At 70.2% G+C, this 16,694-nt stretch carries 15 protein-coding genes; 9 read left to right on the forward strand and 6 right to left on the reverse strand.

The genetic code is table 11. The features are described from left to right. Positions 1 to 75: 75 nt before the first annotated feature. A complete protein-coding gene (locus B9A95_RS22680; protein ID WP_084049345.1) occupies positions 76 to 582 on the reverse strand; it encodes a hypothetical protein in 507 nt (168 codons plus the stop codon). Positions 583 to 729: 147 nt separating this feature from the next. Between B9A95_RS22680 and B9A95_RS22685 the strand changes: the two genes are divergently transcribed. Next, on the forward strand, positions 730 to 2,115 hold the full coding sequence (locus tag B9A95_RS22685) for an MDR family MFS transporter (RefSeq protein ID WP_084049346.1): 1,386 nt from the start codon (positions 730 to 732) through the stop codon (positions 2,113 to 2,115). 3 nt (positions 2,116 to 2,118) lie between these two features. Here the strand turns inward: B9A95_RS22685 and recQ are convergent, their stop codons facing one another. The 5 genes from recQ to B9A95_RS22710 form a co-directional block, all read right to left on the reverse strand. Next, complete coding sequence (gene recQ / locus B9A95_RS22690) at positions 2,119 to 4,398, reverse strand: DNA helicase RecQ (protein ID WP_084049347.1); 2,280 nt, start codon at positions 4,396 to 4,398, stop codon at positions 2,119 to 2,121. A gap of 58 nt (positions 4,399 to 4,456) precedes the next feature. Continuing rightward, on the reverse strand, positions 4,457 to 5,164 hold the full coding sequence (locus B9A95_RS22695) for a hypothetical protein (RefSeq protein ID WP_084049348.1): 708 nt from the start codon (positions 5,162 to 5,164) through the stop codon (positions 4,457 to 4,459). Between the two features lie 76 nt (positions 5,165 to 5,240). Next, positions 5,241 to 5,924 (reverse strand): hypothetical protein, encoded by a 684-nt coding sequence (locus B9A95_RS22700; protein ID WP_084049349.1) that lies wholly within the window; start codon positions 5,922 to 5,924, stop codon positions 5,241 to 5,243. 25 nt (positions 5,925 to 5,949) lie between these two features. Next, a complete protein-coding gene (locus B9A95_RS22705) occupies positions 5,950 to 6,981 on the reverse strand; it encodes an MDR family oxidoreductase (RefSeq protein WP_084049350.1) in 1,032 nt (343 codons plus the stop codon). Between the two features lie 62 nt (positions 6,982 to 7,043). After that, positions 7,044 to 7,490: a hypothetical protein gene (locus B9A95_RS22710; RefSeq protein WP_084049351.1), complete on the reverse strand. Its 447-nt coding sequence runs from the start codon at positions 7,488 to 7,490 to the stop codon at positions 7,044 to 7,046. A 56-nt stretch (positions 7,491 to 7,546) separates the two neighbouring features. On the opposite strand from B9A95_RS22710, the gene B9A95_RS22715 reads away from it, so the two are divergent. The 8 genes from B9A95_RS22715 to nusA all read left to right on the forward strand — a co-directional run bounded on the left by B9A95_RS22715 (position 7,547) and on the right by nusA (position 16,693). After that, a complete protein-coding gene (locus B9A95_RS22715) occupies positions 7,547 to 8,470 on the forward strand; it encodes a carbohydrate kinase family protein (RefSeq protein ID WP_084049352.1) in 924 nt (307 codons plus the stop codon). 65 nt (positions 8,471 to 8,535) lie between these two features. Next, a complete protein-coding gene (gene ada / locus B9A95_RS22720) occupies positions 8,536 to 9,591 on the forward strand; it encodes a bifunctional DNA-binding transcriptional regulator/O6-methylguanine-DNA methyltransferase Ada (protein WP_084049353.1) in 1,056 nt (351 codons plus the stop codon). 81 nt (positions 9,592 to 9,672) lie between these two features. Next, positions 9,673 to 10,137, forward strand: a complete 465-nt coding sequence (locus B9A95_RS32625) for a hypothetical protein (RefSeq protein ID WP_139806950.1) — start codon at positions 9,673 to 9,675, stop codon at positions 10,135 to 10,137. A gap of 56 nt (positions 10,138 to 10,193) precedes the next feature. Next, entirely contained in the window at positions 10,194 to 11,360 is a 1,167-nt protein-coding gene (locus B9A95_RS22730) for an acyl-CoA dehydrogenase family protein (RefSeq protein ID WP_084049355.1), read from the forward strand. A gap of 41 nt (positions 11,361 to 11,401) precedes the next feature. Further along, positions 11,402 to 13,636 carry a phospholipase D-like domain-containing protein gene (locus B9A95_RS36405; RefSeq protein ID WP_084049356.1) on the forward strand — a complete coding sequence of 745 codons (2,235 nt, stop codon included), beginning with the start codon at positions 11,402 to 11,404 and terminating at the stop codon, positions 13,634 to 13,636. A 35-nt stretch (positions 13,637 to 13,671) separates the two neighbouring features. Next, a complete protein-coding gene (locus B9A95_RS22740) occupies positions 13,672 to 14,805 on the forward strand; it encodes an LCP family protein (RefSeq protein WP_084049357.1) in 1,134 nt (377 codons plus the stop codon). Between the two features lie 180 nt (positions 14,806 to 14,985). Further along, on the forward strand, positions 14,986 to 15,453 hold the full coding sequence (gene rimP, locus B9A95_RS22745) for a ribosome maturation factor RimP (protein WP_084050918.1): 468 nt from the start codon (positions 14,986 to 14,988) through the stop codon (positions 15,451 to 15,453). Positions 15,454 to 15,505: 52 nt separating this feature from the next. After that, complete coding sequence (gene nusA, locus B9A95_RS22750; protein ID WP_084049358.1) at positions 15,506 to 16,693, forward strand: transcription termination factor NusA; 1,188 nt, start codon at positions 15,506 to 15,508, stop codon at positions 16,691 to 16,693. Position 16,694: the final 1 nt, after the last annotated feature.

Raw genomic sequence — 16,694 nt, forward strand, 5'->3', positions numbered from 1 at the left:
ACGGGGACAGAACGGATGATCCGGCAAACCGTATGACGCGGCGTAGACCGGCCGCAAGACCGGGCACCCCCGCTCCTACGCCAGCCCGCACGCCCGCTGAATGACCAGATGTACCTCGTCCCGCCCCAGGCGCCGGGCCTGGAGGGGCAGATCGGCGGGCAACGCGCTCAGGCCCCGCACCACGGGTGCGTATTTGAATTCGGGCCTGGCGATCAGGTCTCGGCCCGCCGTGAAGGCGAGGACGAAGTCCGCGCGCAGCGCATAATGGGCGTTGAGTTCATCCCGCAGTTGCTGCGGGTCACCGCCCAGCAGGGCGAGGAGGGCGGGGTGGGTCTCGAAGCCGTCCTCCAGCGCCTGGGTGACGCGGGCGGTGTCCAGCAGCAGGCCCGTGCCGGGCAGGGTGTAGCCGGAAACGCGGCGGCGGCAGACCTCGGGCGCGTCGCCGCGCACTCCGGCCACCGTTCGCCCAGCCCGCTCCGCTCCGGCAAGCAGGGCCCAGAAGCGGCCCAGGCTGCTGTAGCGCGCGAGTTCCACATATCCGGCAGGCCGCGCGGGGAGGGGACGGGTGGGGCGAGAGGTCACGCGGCCATGCTAGAGCGGGTGGAGCAGGGAGAAAGGGCGGCGGGTGACGAGACAGCGCGCCGACAGCCTTCTCTGCGTCCACCACCCTTTCTTCATCGTCGGCCTCCACCCAGAGTGCGCGGGGCCACGGGCGTTAGCCTACCTGTCATGAGCGACGCCCACGCTGCCCCTTCCTCCCTCTCCCCCACCGAGGCGCGCGTCCGGCAACTGGCAACGACGGGCCTGGTGCTGGGCGTATTTCTGGCGGCCCTGGAATCGAGCGTGGTGGCGAGCGCGATGCCCAGCGTGATCGCGGACCTGGGCGGGCAGCGGCTGTATGCCCTGCCGTTCGCCGTGTACCTCCTGACGAGCACGGTGAGCAGTCCGCTGTGGGGCCGCGCTTCCGACGTGCTGGGGCGCAGGCGACTGTACCTGGCAGGCGTGGTGGTGTTCCTGCTGGGCAGCGCCCTGTGCGGGCTGGCGCAGAGCATGCCGTGGCTGATCGCCGCGCGGGCCTTTCAGGGGCTGGGGGCGGGGGCGCTGCTGCCCCTCACGCTGACCATCATCGGGGAGACGTACTCGCTGACCGAGCGGGGACGGGTTCAGGCCTTTATCAGCGGAGTCTGGGGGCTATCGGGCCTCGTCGGGCCGCTGCTGGGCGGCTGGCTGACGGACACGCTGTCGTGGCGCTGGACCTTTTACGTCAGCCTGCCGTTCGGGGTAGCGGCCCTGCTCATCGCCCTGCGGCACCTGCGCGAAACGGGCACGCCGCGCTCCGCAAGACTCGACTGGCTCGGTGCGGCCCTCTTCACGCTGGGCAGCGGCCTGACGGTGTGGGGGCTGGAGGGCAAGGCGTGGCCCCTTGTGGCGCTGGGCGTGGCGACGCTGATCGCCGCCGTGGCCGCCGAGCGCCGCCATCCCTCGCCGCTGCTGCCCATGAAGGCCCTCGCGCACCGCACCACCGCCATCGCCTTTGCGGGCAACTTCATGGGCGGCGCGGCCTACTTCGGCGTCATCGCGTACCTGCCCCTCTACGCGCAGCACCTGGGGGGCCGGGGTGCGACGGGCGCGGGGGCCATCCTCACGCCCATGCTGGTGGGCTGGACGCTGACGAGCATCCTCAGCGCGCGGCTGCTGCACCGCGTCTCGCTCGCCCGGCTCGCGCAGATCGGCTTCGTGGTACTGACGGGGACGTTCGCAGCCATGACGTTCGTGGTCCACTCACCGCTGTGGGTCACGTCGGCGCTGGGCTTTGTCGTAGGTATGGGGATGGGCTTTGCGATGCTCAGCCTGCTGCTCGCGGCCCAGGACGAGGCCGCACGCCCCGAACTCGGCGCGGTCACGAGCGGCGTCCTGTTTGCCCGGCAGATGGGCGGCGCGCTCGGCGTGGCGCTAATGGCGCTGCTGATCGGCGAGGCGGCCATTCAGGCGGGCGGCAGTGGCCTGGCCGATGGGTTGCGCCGCGCCTATCTGCTCGCGCTGGGGCTCGTGGCGGCGGGCCTGGCGCTGAGCCTGGGGCTCAAGGGAAAGAGACCGGTGACGGCCGAGAGTTAGGGCCTAGCCGTCCAAAGTCCCCAGCACGGCGCCGATGATCCGCTCTCCATACGCCTCGATGCGCTTCTCGCCCATTCCGGGCAGCCCGCGCAAGTCGTTCAGGGTGCGCGGCTGCCGGCCGGCGATGGCCTCCAGCGTGGCATTGGGAAAGATCACAAAGGCGCTTTGACCCGTTTCCCGGCACAGTTCCTTGCGAAGCTCGCGCAGGGCCTCGGTGAGTTCAGGGGCCGGGGCGTCCGTGGGTGCGGGCGTTTCGCGGGTCGTGGAAAAGAGGGAGTCGGGCCAGAAGCCCACTTCGCGTGGCGGCGCGGCGGACGCAGGCTGCGAACGGCTGATGGCCAGCGGCGGAGAGCTGACCGCCGAACGCCCTGCACTCGCCCGCAACACCCCCAGCACCGCCGCATTCCCCGCCGCGCCCCGTTCGGCCTCCGGGGGGAGACGGCCGCCCGCTGACGGCTGCCCGCTCCCCCTCACCACCTCCAGCACCTCGGCGCCGTAACTTTCGAGCTTGCGTGCCCCCACACCGCTGACACTCCCCAGCGTGTGCAGGCTGTCAGGGCGCAGTTCGGCGACTGTCTTGAGGGTGGCGTCGCTGAAGATGACGTAGGGAGGCACGCCCTGCTCGCGCGCTTTTGAGAGCCGCCATTGGCGCAGCGCCCCGAACAGTGGGGCGTCGGCAGCGTCCACGGGGGCGCGGCCCGCGCGGGCAGAGCGCTCCCGGCTGCTCCGCGCGGGCTTGGGCATCAGGGCCTCCTCGCGCAGGGTCAGCGTCTCCTCGCCTTTCAGGAGGGCGCGTGCCTTTCCGGTGGCGCGCAGCCCCTGGTGCTCATCCGCCGAGAGGTAGGCCAGGCTCACGAGTTGGCGCAGCACCCCGCGCCAGGTCTTCTCGTCGTGCGCGCTGCCGACGCCAAAGGTGGGCAGCTGGTGGTGACCCATCGCCCGCACCTTTTCCGTCTCGCGGCCCAGCAGCACGTCGGTGAGGTGCGCCGCGCCGAAGCGGTTGCCGGTGCGGACCACCGCCGAAAGGGCCATCTGCGCCTCACGGGTGGCGTCGCGCACGCGCGGCGGATTCAGGCACGCGTCGCAGTTGCCGCACGGTTCCCGCAGCGTTTCACCGAAATACGCCAGCAGCATCTGGCGGCGGCAGGTGGCGGCCTCGCAGTAGGTCAGCAGGGCGTCGAGCTTGGCGGCCTCGGTGCGTTTGACGTCCTCCGGAGCCGTGCTCTGCGCGAGCATCCGCCTGACGTTCACCACGTCGCTGAGACCGTAGACCATCCACGCCGTGCTCGGCAGCCCGTCGCGCCCGGCGCGGCCCGTTTCCTGGTAGTAGCCTTCCAGGCTCTTGGGCAGGTCAAGGTGGGCGACAAAGCGCACGTTGGGCTTGTCGATGCCCATGCCAAAGGCCACGGTAGCGGCCACCACCAGCCCTTCCTCGTTCAGAAAGCGCTCCTGGGCCGCGTTACGCTCACGCGGCGAGAGGCCCGCGTGGTAGGCCACCGCCTCTACTCCCTGCGCCGAGAGCCACTTCGCCGTCTCCTCCACCGACCTGCGCGACAGGCAGTACACGATGCCCGCGTCTCCCGGGTGCTCGGTGCGAATAAAGTCAAGCAGTTGCGTCTTGGGTCCCTCCTTCGGTCCCACCCGGTACTGAATGTTGGGGCGGTCGAAGGAGGAGATGAACTGCGGCGCACCCGCGAGGCCCAGCACCCGCACGATGTCCGCGCGGGTCCGGTCGTCGGCGGTGGCGGTCAGGGCCAGCCGGGGGATATGGGGAAAACGCTCCGGCAGCACGCCGAGTTGCCCGTACTCGGGCCGGAAGTCGTGGCCCCACTGGGAGACGCAGTGCGCCTCGTCGATGGCGAAGAGGGCCACGGGCGCACGTTCGAGCAGGTCCAGCGTTCGCGGCAGCAGCAATCGCTCGGGAGCCACATACAGCAAGTCGAGGGTGTGCGCGAGCAGGGCCGACTCCACCTCGCGCACACCCTCGGCACTGAGGGTGGAATTCAGGAAGGCGGCGCGCACCCCGAGTTGCCGGAGGGTGTCCACCTGGTCCTTCATCAGGGCGATCAGGGGTGAGACGACGATGCCGGCGCCCGGGCGCAACAGCGAGGGCACCTGATAGCACAGGCTCTTGCCGCCGCCTGTGGGCATCAGGACCAGGGCATTGCCGCCCTCGGTCACCGTGCGTACGATCTCGGCCTGCACGCCACGGAAGGCCGGATAGCCCCACACCCGTTCCAGAAGCGCCAGGGCCTGCCCATCGGTGGAGAGGGACGTGCTCATCACCGGGCAGCATAGCGCTTTACGCTATGGGCGTAACCGGGTGGCTGCAGACGTGGCCCTACAACTGGCTCGCCTGGTCGATGATCTCCTGCGCAGTGCGCCAGACCTGGGGGGCGTCCGCCACGGCGCCGACCTCTCCGGTCGCGGACACGCCCGTCAGCGAGCCCTGCACGTCCACCCGCAGTTCCAGAGCGTTCCAGCCGCTCTGCGCGTTGACGTTGACGCTGATGGGCACGCCGATGGCCACCCCGGCGAACTCCTGCATGATCTGGCCGCAGTCCACCTGACCGCTCAGACGGGTGGGGCGGTCGGCGTACAGGTAGACCCGGCCGGTCAGGACCGCGCGGGTAAAGGACGTGCGCTGCAACCGGGCGGCGAACACCGGCTTGGCCTCGGAGCGCTGCGGCTGGAGGTTGATAAAGGCGAAATTGCGGGCCGCGTCGTCGCTGCTCGTGACCCGGCCCGTGCAGCCCACGGCCGAGAGCGCGTCGGCCGCGGGACGCAGGGCCGGCTGCACCGTCACGGCGTCGGGCAAGGGCAGAATAAAGAGGCCGCTGGAGGCGACGTCGGCCTGCGCGAGGGCCTGACCCGGTAGGCCCGCCAGGGTGACCTTGCCCGCGCCGCCCCAGCGGGAAATGTTTCCCTGGACGTTGCCGACCGTCTTGGCGGGAGCGGCGGGCCCAACCTGCAAGGTGGGCCGCCCCGCGCAGGCGGACAGCAGCAGGCCCAGGCTGGCGACGATGAAAAAGCGTGCTGGAGCGTTCACGCCACCGATTCTAGGGGGCGCGGAAGTGAGAAGCCTGCCTCACCGGGAAAGCGAGGCAGGCGCTGCGAGGCGGCGCTTACTGAATCTGGGCGTTCAGCTCGTCCATGCTGATCCAGGTGTTGACGGGGGCGGTCGTGCGAATGACCTTGCCGGTGATGCTCCTGCCGCTGAAACCGAAGCTGCCGTAGACGTAAAACTGCAGCATGTTCCAGCCGGGCACAGCGTTGACGCTCACGGTCACCGGGAAACTGCCCTGGCCGGCCAGCGTGCAGGTCACGGTGCCGCTGAGGGTGGTCTCCTGGTCCACATACAGCCACGCCCTCGCGTCCACCGTGCGGGTGGTCAGCGTCTTGCTGACAGCTGCGGCAAAGAGGTCTTTGGTGGCGCTCCCGTTTTTCGCCTGCAGGGTAAAGGCGAGCAGGCCCTGGGCGGCCGCATTGGAATTGGTCAGGCTGGTGTTCACGCAGCCGAACTGCGACAGGCCGCTAAGCAGGGTGGCGGTCACCGAGCGCGCCTCGCCCGCCAGGGCCGTGGCCTGGGGCAGCGTCAGGGTGAAGTTGTTCGCCGCGTCGATGGGCGCGGTCGCCAGCGGCAGCAGGGTGCCGTTCAAGTTCACGGTGCCGCCACCGCCCCAGGTCTGAACCTGACCGGAGATCTTGGACTCTGCCGGCGCATTCTTGGGCGCTTCGATGGAGTTGTTGCCGCAAGACGCGAGCGTCAGGGACACACCCAGCAGGGTCAGGCCAACAAGCTTGTTCATGGGGCACATGGTACCGAACTTGGCCCTACGGTGCCTGACCTGTCCCTGACGCCACCTTGATCACCACGCGGCCCCGGACCTGCCCTGCCAGAATCTCTTCAGCCAGTGCGGGCACGTCCTCCAGGGGATGAATTCGGATCAGGGGGGCGAGCTTCACGGGTGGCAGGTCCCGCGCCAGGCGGTCCCAGGCGGTGCGGCGGCGTGGGGCGGGGCAGGTTACCGAGTCGATCCCCAACAGGTTTACGCCGCGCAGAATGAGGGGAAACACCGTGGTCTGAAGCTGGTGCCCACCCGCCAGGCCGCACACCGCCAACGAGCCGTGGGTGCGCGTGCTGGCGTACGCCCCAGCCAGCGCTTCACCGCCCACGGTGTCCACCACCCCGGCCCAGCGTTCCTTTTCCAGGGAACGCTTCAGAAGAGGCAGTTCCTCCCGCCCAATGATGTTTGTGGCCCCAAGGGAGCGCAGGTACGCTTCCTCCTGGGGGCGGCCGGTGCTGGCCGTGACCGTGAAGCCAGCCGCAGCAAGCAGGGCCACCGCTGTACTGCCCACGCCGCCCGCCGCTCCCGTCACGAGCACTTCACCTTGCCCGGGGGTCATCCCGTGGTCCTCCAGGGCCAGTACCGCGAGCATCGCGGTAAAGCCTGCCGTGCCCACGCCCATGGCCCACTCGGCGCTCAGCTCCCCCGGAATGGCCACCAACCATTCGGACCGGACCCGGGCATACTCGGCGTAGCCCCCGTCCTGCCGCTCGCCGATGCCCCAGCCGGTCAGGACCACAGGGGTACCGGGCGTATAGGTGCCCGTCTCGTCGGTCACCACCTCGCCCGCCAGATCGATACCAGGGGTCATGGGCAGGGATTTCAGCACCCCGGGGCGGCCCGCCACCGCCAGGCCGTCTTTGTAGTTCACGCTGGAATGCGTGACGCGCACCACGGCGTCGCCAGGCGGCAGATTGGCCGGGGTCAGGGTCTGGAACTCGGTGCGCAGGCCCGCCTCGTCTTTCAGGGCGCGCAGGGCGCGGAAGGTGGGGGGCAGGGCAGGAACGGCTCGGGTCATGGGACGAACACCTCCAACACAGGGATATGGTCCCAGCCTACCTGCTCCCCAACCCCGCTGCCCTACCGTACGTCCTCAAACTCGGTCACGGCGGCAGCGAGGGCGTCGGTCGTCGTGGCCTGGTACCCGGCCCAGACCCGCCACAGGGCGTGCAGGGCCTCGTGCGCGGCGAGCAGGGCCGCGCGCACCTCGGGCGTCGGCTCGTCTCCGGCGGCAGCGAGGGCCACGGTCAGGTGCAGCTTGGCGTTCAGGTAGCGCGTCTGCTCGGTGCGGGTACCGTCGTACACATACACCACTTCGCGCCAGTCGGGCGTGAACTCACGCCAGATCAGGCGGGTGACTCCGGCGTGGCTGCCGGGGCACAGCCTGTGGGCGGGCGTGCCATCGGGCGCGATAAGCCCACGCTCGCGGCACCCCTGGGCCGCCAGACCGCTGATATCACGGTCCACGTTGTCCTGAAAACGCGCCTCGATGGCGCAACGGGCCGAATCACGAGCAGCTTGCGACATAGTGCCCTTATTTTATTCTGCCCACAGCAAAACGAAATGGAAGGTACACTTTCTTCGTGCCTGTCTCCTCCCCTGGTATTCTGGCTCCCTGCGTGCTGGTGTGCGGCAACGTGAATCTGGAGCTGGGCTTCACCGCCCCTGCCCTGCCGCTTCCCGAAGTCGAGAGCGTGGAGCATCCCGGCGCGCTGACGCTCGGCGTGTCGGGGGTGGGCTTCAATGTGGCCCACGCGCTGGCGCGGCTGGGAGGCGGCACCCGCTTTCTGGGCTTTGCCGGGGCCGATGCGGCGGGCGAGGTGGTCCGGACACGTCTCGCGGAGCTGGGCATCGGGGCACACTGGCTCCCCGCTCCGGCCACCCCGCTGTCACTGGTGCTGACCGGACCGTGCGGCGGGCGGCAGATTCACCGGGACCTCAAGGGGCTGAACGGCGCCCCCGCGCCCCGAGACGCCTTTCTCGCCGCGCTGCCCGGATGTGAGGCGGTGGTGCTGAGCAATGTGCCCTGGACCAAAGACCTGCTCTCAGAGGCCCAGACGCGGGGACTGCCGGTCGTTACGGACCTCCAGGCCACCCCCGGACCGGGCGAACCCTACGACGAGGCCTACCTCCACGCCGACGTGCTGTTTCTGAGCGGCGCCCGCCTCCCGCTGCCACCCCTGGACGCGCTGCGCGCCTACCGGCAGCGGTGCGATCCGGAGGTGCTGGTCATCGGCCTGGGTGAGGACGGCGCGCTGCTTTCGGAACGGGGCCGCTTGCCCTGGCACCAGCCCGCCGTCTCCACCCGCCCAGTGGTCAGCACGAACGGGGCCGGAGACGCGCTGCTGGCCGCCTTCGTCTGCGCGTACTTCGGGGGCATGGACGCGCGGGAGGCCCTGCGGCTGGCCTGCATCTTCGCCTCCTGGGCCTGCGGCGAACCGGGCGGGGCGGCGGGGCACCTGGACTGGAAGGGCCTGACGGCGCTGGCAGGTTCTGTCCCACTCTGAGCGCAAGAAACGGATAGAGCGCCGCGCGGCCCAGGGCTACCCTGAAAGGCGCAGGAGGAGACCACATGACCCCGATTTCTTCCCTTCCCGAGGCCCGCTGGGAGGCTGTTCAGCGCCGCGACGCTTCCAGTGACGGCCAGTTCTACTACGGCGTGCGCTCCACCCGCGTCTACTGCCGTCCCTCGTGCCCGTCGCGGCGGCCCCGCCGGGAGAACGTGACCTTTTTCGATACGCCTGCAGAGGCCGAGGCCTCCGGATACCGCGCCTGCCTGCGCTGCAAACCCACGGAGGTCAGCGCGGGACAGTGGGCCGTGCTGCACGTTCAGCACCTCCTCGACACCGTGGAGCCTACGCCTGGCCTCGCTGCGCTGGCGGGCGCTGTCGGCCTGAGCCCCTTTCACCTCCAGCGCGTATTCAAGGCGGCCACGGGCGTCAGTCCCAAGGGCTACGCCCTGGCCCGCCGCAGCGAGCGGCTGAAGGCGGAGCTGCGCACGGGCGCGAGCGTGACCCAGGCCCTCTACGGCGCCGGGCACCCTTCGGCCCGGACCGTGTATGACCGCGCGACGGACGGGCTGGGCATGTCTCCCGGCCGCTACCGGGCGGGCGGCGCCGGACAGACCATTCGCTACGCGGTGGTGGAGAGCGTGCTGGGACCGATGCTCGTCGCGGCCACGGAGCGCGGTCTGGTGGCCGTACGCTTCGGGGAGGCGGAGCCGCTGACCGCCGAGTTGCGCAACGAGTACCCCCGGGCAACGCTCGAAGAGGACGAGGCCGCGTTGCGGGGCCACATAGAAGCGCTCCACAAACACCTGACGGGGCGGCGGGACTTGGCGCTGCCGGGCGACACGGCGGGCACTGCCTTTCAGCGCCGCGTCTGGGACGCCCTTCGCGGCATTCCCTACGGCGAGACGCGCTCCTACGCCGAGGTGGCCGAGATGATCGGGGAGCCCAAAGCGGTGCGCGCTGTGGCCCAGGCGTGCGCGGCGAATCCGGTGGCCCTCGTCGTACCGTGTCACCGCGTCGTCAGGACGGGCGGCGCGCCTGGCGGCTACCGCTGGGGCCTGGAGCGCAAACGCGAGCTGCTGGAGCGTGAACGGGCGTTGGCCCAGAGCGGCACGTAAGCCCTTCCTTTCAAAACCAGAGGCGCGTTCCGTACCCGGCGCGTCGTCTTCTCGGCTGACCGTCCCTCCCCAGGAGTCCCCATGCGCCGGGTCCTCACCCCCATACCCATGTCCTTCGGCTCGGCCAACCTCGCGCCCCCGGTCGCCGGCGTGGTGGATTCGGCCTTCGGTCCTGCCGGGCATGACGGTAAAGGGCCCGCGCCGCGGGGGCGTGCTGAACCTGCCCTCGCAGGACCTCGTGGACGCGGTGGACCGCCCCGCTCTCACCACCGGCAAAAGCCCTGCCCGACGACAAGGCGCGGATGGGCTTTCGCGCATGTGCGCGCCACATTCACCCACGCCCACCTGCCGCCGGCCCGCTCCGAACGCGTTCGTCCACCGCGGTTGAAGGCGTGCCCGGCGCAGCCCGAAACTGCGCTGGAACGCCCGCATGACTTTGATGACCCCATCGTGGCGGCGCCACCACGCGGACACGGCACGCTGGCGGCCCCTGACCACGAGTTTTACGGGCTGGGCGGGCAACTGCGGCTGGCAAAGGTGTTCTAGCCCAGAGCGCGATCGGCTGCGTTCTGGTTCTCACCCCATGCTCTACCCTGCCCGGCATGACGCGCCTTCCCGCTTCCCCCTTTCCCGCAGACGAACTGCCGCCTGAACTTCAGGAGGTGACCACCCGGGCTGCCGCGGCCATCCGCACCCACGCGGCCGAGTGCGAAGCGAGGGGGGACGTGACCCCGGAAGCGGCGGCAGCGCTGCGGGCGAGCGGGTATACCCGCCTGAGCCTGCCGCGTGAATGGGGTGGGCCAGGAGCCACCCTGGCGCAATATGCGGAGGCACAGCGCCAACTCGGGGAGGCGGATGCGGGGCTGGCCCTCGTGTTGGCGATGCACACCCACGTCGTCGGCTCCGCCTTTGGCGGCGGCACCCTGCCGGAGTCCCTGCGCGCCGTGCTGGCGCGGGCGAGTACCGAGGGCCAGCTTATCAACGCCCTGGCGAGCGAGCCGGAGCTGGGCAGTCCGTCGCGCGGTGGCCTGCCCCGAACCACAGCCAGGCGAGAGCCGGACGGCTGGCGCGTCACGGGCCGCAAAACCTGGGCCACGGGCGCACGGGCGCTGGATCTGGCCCTCGTGAGCGCGGCGACGCCGGAGGGCGAGGTGTTGCGGCTGCTGGTCCCCACGAACGCGCCGGGCGTGAAGGTTGAGCCGACGTGGACGGGCGCGCTCGCCCTGCGGGGCAGTGGAAGCCACGACGTGACGTTTACGGATGTACCCGTCGCTCAAGATCACGTTGCGCCGCCTTCCTCGGGGCACCCTTCGGGCAGCGCGTGGTTCTGGACGGCGATTGCCGCCACCTATCTGGGCGTGGGTTTTGCGGCCCTCGAGGCCCTGAAGCGCTATGCGGGCGAGCGGGTGCCCACCGCCCTGGGCGCGCCCATCGCCACGCTGCCGCGCGTGCAGGAAAACGCCGGGAGGATGGCCGCCGGGCTGGAGGCCGCCCGCGCGCTGCTTCACTCGGCCGCGCAGGGCTGGGACCGCACCCACGGCGCTTCGGCGTTGCCCGGCATTGCCGCGGCCAAAGCCTTTGCCACCAACGCTGCTGTGGAGGCCACGGACCTCGCCCTGCGGACGGCGGGCGGCGCAGCCCTGACGCCCGCGCTGCCGCTAGAACGCCTCTTCCGGGATGCCCGCGCGGGCCTGACGCACCCGCCCACCGACGAGGTGGCCTACGGCAGCCTGGGTGCGGCGGGGCTGGGCGTGGAGGCGCGGCGGTAGACCCCCACCTGCCCCGGGAGCCTCCCCTATCCTGACCACAGATGCGCCTGCTGCCCCGCCACGATCCTCCCTCACAGGTCCGCCGACTGGCCCTCTCGGCGCTGGCGGGCCTGGCGCTGGGACTGCTGCTGGCGCGCGGCGCGCTGGGTGTGGTGCTGGCCCTCGTGCCCCCGGGGCAGGAGCTGGCGCGGGCGGTCATCGGCGTGCTGGCGGCGGTGCTGAGCGTGACGCTGGGTTTCGGGCTGGCCGGAGCGCTGTCGGCGCGGGCGCTGCCCCTCGCGCGGCTGGGGCTGACGCGGGGACAGGCGCGCTTCCGGGCTGGGGTGGCGTCGGCCGCGACGGCGGGCCTGCTGATCGTGCCCCTGGGCCTGCTGATGGCCGTGGCCGGCATGGCCCAGGGGGGCGCGGTGGACGACGGGCTGGGACAGCTGCAGCTCACGCTGCTCGTCACCGTCACCTGCGCGCTCTACGGCCTGGTGTCCGGCGGGCTGCTGGGGCTGCTGACCCTGCGGGTGGCGCTGGCTTGGCGGCCCGCGCTCGGGGGGCTGCTGGGCTTCGGGGCCACCGGGCTGCTGGGCGGCGTGCTGATCGGGCAGGTGGGGGTCCCCAACCTGCTGTCGGGCGGTGGCTGGGCGCTGCTCGGGCTGCTGGGGGCCTTTTTGGTCACCCTGCAGGTGGTGGGCGACGTGATGATTGCCGGCGGGATTAACGACGCTGCCGACCACGCCCGGCGCGACACGGCGGACGACCGGCAGGTCAAGCTGACGCTGGCCGTGCTCGGCCTCGCGCTGCTGGGGGGTTGGAGCGTGACCCAGCGGGCGGTGGCCTTCGTGCAGAGCCGCCCGGCCGCCTCCGAGCCACTGGCCGTTCCGGCGGTGCGCGGCCCGGACTGCTTGCCTCCCACGGACCCCCTGGAAACCGCTGTGTGGCGCGTAACCACCCGGGAAGGACGGCCGGACCTGTCGTGCGGCAACGCCTTTCTGGGCTTTCTGCACGTGCCGGACCCCCTGCCCGCCTTCAGCGACCAGCCGCCCACGCCGCACGGCGGCTTCGACGGGCTGGCCGCCCAGATCGTGGGCGCGCGGCGGGAGGTCCTGTACGCGGTGATGGAGTGGGCCGACGATCCCCGGCGCGGCCCGGGGGCGGTGATCGCGGCCGGCATCCACGGACTATACAGGCGCGTTCAGGCCAACCCGGCGGCCTATCCATCGGGGGTGACGGTCCGTATCGCGCTGGGGAATTTTCCCCTGGCGACCCGGCTGGAGTGGGGCTCACAGGTGTACGCGGCGGCACGGGACCTGCTCGCGGCGGGCGTGCCGTTCGGGGAGGAGCGGCTGGGGTGGCGGGTGGAGCTGGCGAACTACTCGGGCAGCTTTCCCCACAGCCACGCCAAACTGCTCGTTACCGACGGCGAATTCCTGACGGTGACCGGCTTCAACGTCGGCCCCCTGCATCTGCCCTCGGCCACCACGCGGGGCCACGGCGGCGATCTGCGTGACCTGGGGCTACGCGTGCGGGGCCCGGTGGCGCACGACGGCCTGACGGTGTTCGACGATCTGTGGAGCCGCAGCACCCGGCTGGAGTGCGCGCCCGGGGCGACGGCGCAAACGGTGCGCACAGACTGTCATTCGGGCGGAGCAGGGGCCGTGGAACATCCCCAGGGCACGGCCGGAGGGGCCGTAGTGCGGGTGGGGGACGCGCGGGTGTTTAGCCTATACCGCCGCGAGGGCTTTCAGGCCGCTGACGACGCGCTGGTGGCCCTGCTGAACTCGGCCGGGCGCAGCGTGGACCTGATGCACGTCAGCTTCAGCATGAACGTGCGCTGCAACCTCGCCCTGCTGAGTCCCCGGCTGTGTACCGCCGACGACGCCCTGCCGTGGATGCGCGCGCTGATCCGCGCCGCCGGACGGGGCGTACGAATCCGGGCCGTGCTGTACGAACACGGCGTGCTGGGCCTGGAAAACCGCATTGGCCTGTCGGTCCTGCGCCGTGAACTCGCCGCGCGGGGCCTGGAGGACCGGTTCGAGGCCCGCTGGTATCCCGGCGCGCTGCATGCCAAGACCATGCTCGTGGACGGGCAGATGCTCACGGTAGGCAGTCAAAACCTCCACTACTCCTCATGGACACCCCGTGGGCTGAACGAGTACACCCTGGCCACCACCGCGCCCGCCGCTGCCACCGGCTATGCCCGTGAGTTCAGGTATTTCTGGGCCCGGTCCCCGCAGGCCACGCTGCCCGAATGGCTGGGGGGCGAGCTGGCCATGGGCACGCCGTGAAACGCAGCGGCACACGGCCAGCTAGACTCAACCCCGTGCGCCGCGCCTCCCTCATCGTCTTGATCCTTCTCGCGGGCCTGCTGGCCCTGACCGCCCCGGCCTTTCCCGCCCTGAAGCGCTACGGCGCCCTGCCCCACAAGGCGAGTGGACCGGTCAACGTGCTGCTGGCAGGGGTAGACGTCCATTACGACGACAAGGCCGGCGTGTGGCCCTGGCCCGCCACCCCTGAGGACTACAGCCAGCGGACCGACACCATCATGCTCGCGCAGGTCTGGCCGGATGGCCGAACCAACCTCCTGAGCATTCCCCGCGACACCTGGGTCAACCTGCCCCGCCTGGGCTGGGGCAAGATCAACCGCGCCAATCCCAACGGTGGCCCGGGGCTGCTCACGCAGGCCGTGCAGGACCTGACCGGGGTGCCCCTGGACGGCTACGCCCTGCTGTCCCTGAACGCCCTGCGCGCCCTGGCCGAGGCGGCGGGCGGCGTCACCGTCGATGTGCCCCAGCGCATGAAGTACGACGACAACGCGGGGAAGTTGCACATCGACCTTCAGCCCGGGCGGCAGCACCTGAATGGCCAGCAGGCCGAGGGGTTCCTCCGCTTCCGGCACGACGGCCTCGGTGACATCGGGCGTGTGGCACGGCAGCAGGCCTTCCTCAGCGCCCTGGTGGGTCAGGTGAAAAACCCGCTGAACTGGTGGCGGCTGCCGCGCATGGTGGCGGCCCTTCACGCCAATACCAAGTCGGACCTCACCAAGGGCGAAGTGGGCGCGGTGCTCGGCGGTGCGCTGAGCGGACTGAAGGTCCAGGCCTACACCCTGCCGGGCAACTTCAGCGGCCCCAACTGGCAGCCCGACCGCTCCGCCATCCAGTCCCTCATCCGCGAGCATTTCAGAAATCCAAATGATCCGCGCAACCTCGCCGTCGCTGTGGTGAACGTCGGCGCACCTGGTGGCAGCGCCCGGCGCCTCAAGGAGCGGCTGGAGGGCCTGGGCTACGGCAACGTGGTCATCTCCAACGCCTCCCGCGCCGAAGTCCCCACCACCGTCAGCGGGCAGGCGGCGGCGGCAGTGCTGCGCGACGTGGGCCATGGCCAGGTCTCGCAGGAAGAGGGGTTGCCGGGCGCGGACGTGACGGTGCGGCTGGGGACGGACACACCGGGAGAGTAGGGCGCTGTGCAGGCCAGACGGCTTGCCCCTCTTGATCCCTTTGTGACAGCTTTCCCCGCGCCTGCCCCCGCATGGGCTATACTCCTCCTCAGAAATCCTCGAAGCGAGGTGGGAGCTTTGCCCCACCTTTTTTCGTGGAGGGGGTGGTTTCCGGCCTGCGTTATGCGCGTGGCCCACAATATGAATAACAACGCAACCGACAACTCAACCACGCTCCAGACCCTCGCCGACGCCGCGCTGCGCCCCCTGGGCTTCGAGGTGCTGGACGTGCAGGTGCAGAATCCGGGGCGGCGGCCCATCGTGGTGATTCGCATGGACCGCCTCGACGAGCAGCCCGTGACCATGGAAGACCTCACCAGCGCGAGCCGGGCCGTGGGTGCAGAATTTGACCGGGTGGACCCCATCTCCGGCGAGTACCGGCTGGAACTCGAATCACCCGGTGGCAAACGGCCCCTGACGCGCGCCCGGCATTTCGAGCGGATGCTGGGGCTCAAGGCCCGCGTGCGCGGCGAGGGCCACGCCTTCACAGCTCCCATCAAAGCGGTGGACGGCGAGCGGGTCACCTTCGACGTGGGCGGCGAGGACGTAATCCTGACGGTAGGCACGTTCCAGGGGCACCTGGCCGAGTTTCCGGACCGGCACCGCTGAGGACCGCCGCCCCGCAAACCCATACCGCACCAGCCAGTAAAGGAAGAGTGAGATGACCCAACCCGAAATCAATTTCGCGGACGCCCTGCGGGAAGTGGCGCAGGCCCGCAACATCAACGAGATGCAGCTGATTGAGGCCTTTGAGCAGTCGCTCGCGCAGGCCTACACCCGTAACGTGGAGCCCGACAAGCGCATTGAGGTTCACCTCGACCCCCAGTCCGGTGAACTCGAAGTGCTTGTCGTGCGCGAGGTGGTGGAAAAGGCCGAGAGCGAGGACCTGCAGATTTCCCTCGCTGACGCGCTGGAACTCGATCCTGACGTGGAAATCGGCATGGAAATGGAGTTCCCGGTGGACCGCGAGAAGTTCTCGCGCATCGCCCTCCAGGCCGCCAAGCAGATGTTGACCCAGAAGATGCGCGAGACCGAGCGCAACGTGGTCTTCAACGAGTACAAGGACCGCGAGGGCCAGGTTCTCACCGCGCAGGTGGTCCGCAACGACAACAAGGGCAACTGGTTTGTCGAACTTGGCGCGGGCGAGGCGATCCTGCCTCCCCGGGAGCAGATCCCTGGCGAGAAACTCGTTCCCGGCAACCGCGTCAAGATCTACCTCAAGGAAGTCCGCAAGACGCCCAAGGGGCCGACGATCCTGGCGAGCCGCGCCGACGAGAAGCTGCTCGATTACCTCCTCAAGCAGGAAATCCCCGAAGTCGCCAACGGTATCGTGGAGGTCAAGGCCATCGCCCGTGAGGCGGGACAGCGCTCGAAGGTGGCGGTCTTCTCGCACAACTCGAACGTGGACCCCATCGGCGCGTGCATCGGACACCGCGGCAACCGCATCCAGGCGGTGACGGGCGAACTCGGGCGAGAGCGTGTGGACGTGATCCTCTGGGACGGCAACGCCCGAGACTTTATCCGCAACGCGCTCTCGCCCGCCAAGGTGGGCCTGATCGAGGCGCACGCCGACTCCAAGGACGCCACCGTGACGGTCACGCCCGATCAACTCTCGCTCGCCATCGGCAAGGGCGGGCAGAACGTGCGCCTCGCGGCCAAGCTGACCGGGTACAAGATCGACCTGCGCGAGACGGCGGCCGTCAGCGACCTCGACGCCGCGATGCAGCAGGCCCTGCAAGACGAGCAGAGCGGTGAGGCCCCGCGCAGCAACGCGCAGTCGGCCTTCGACGCGCTGTTCAAGGACAGCAAGTCGGTGGCCACCGCCAGTCCCGACGACGCGCAGGAGTGAC

This window comes from Deinococcus hopiensis KR-140, assembly GCF_900176165.1.
GTDB classification, from domain to species: Bacteria; Deinococcota; Deinococci; order Deinococcales; family Deinococcaceae; genus Deinococcus; species Deinococcus hopiensis.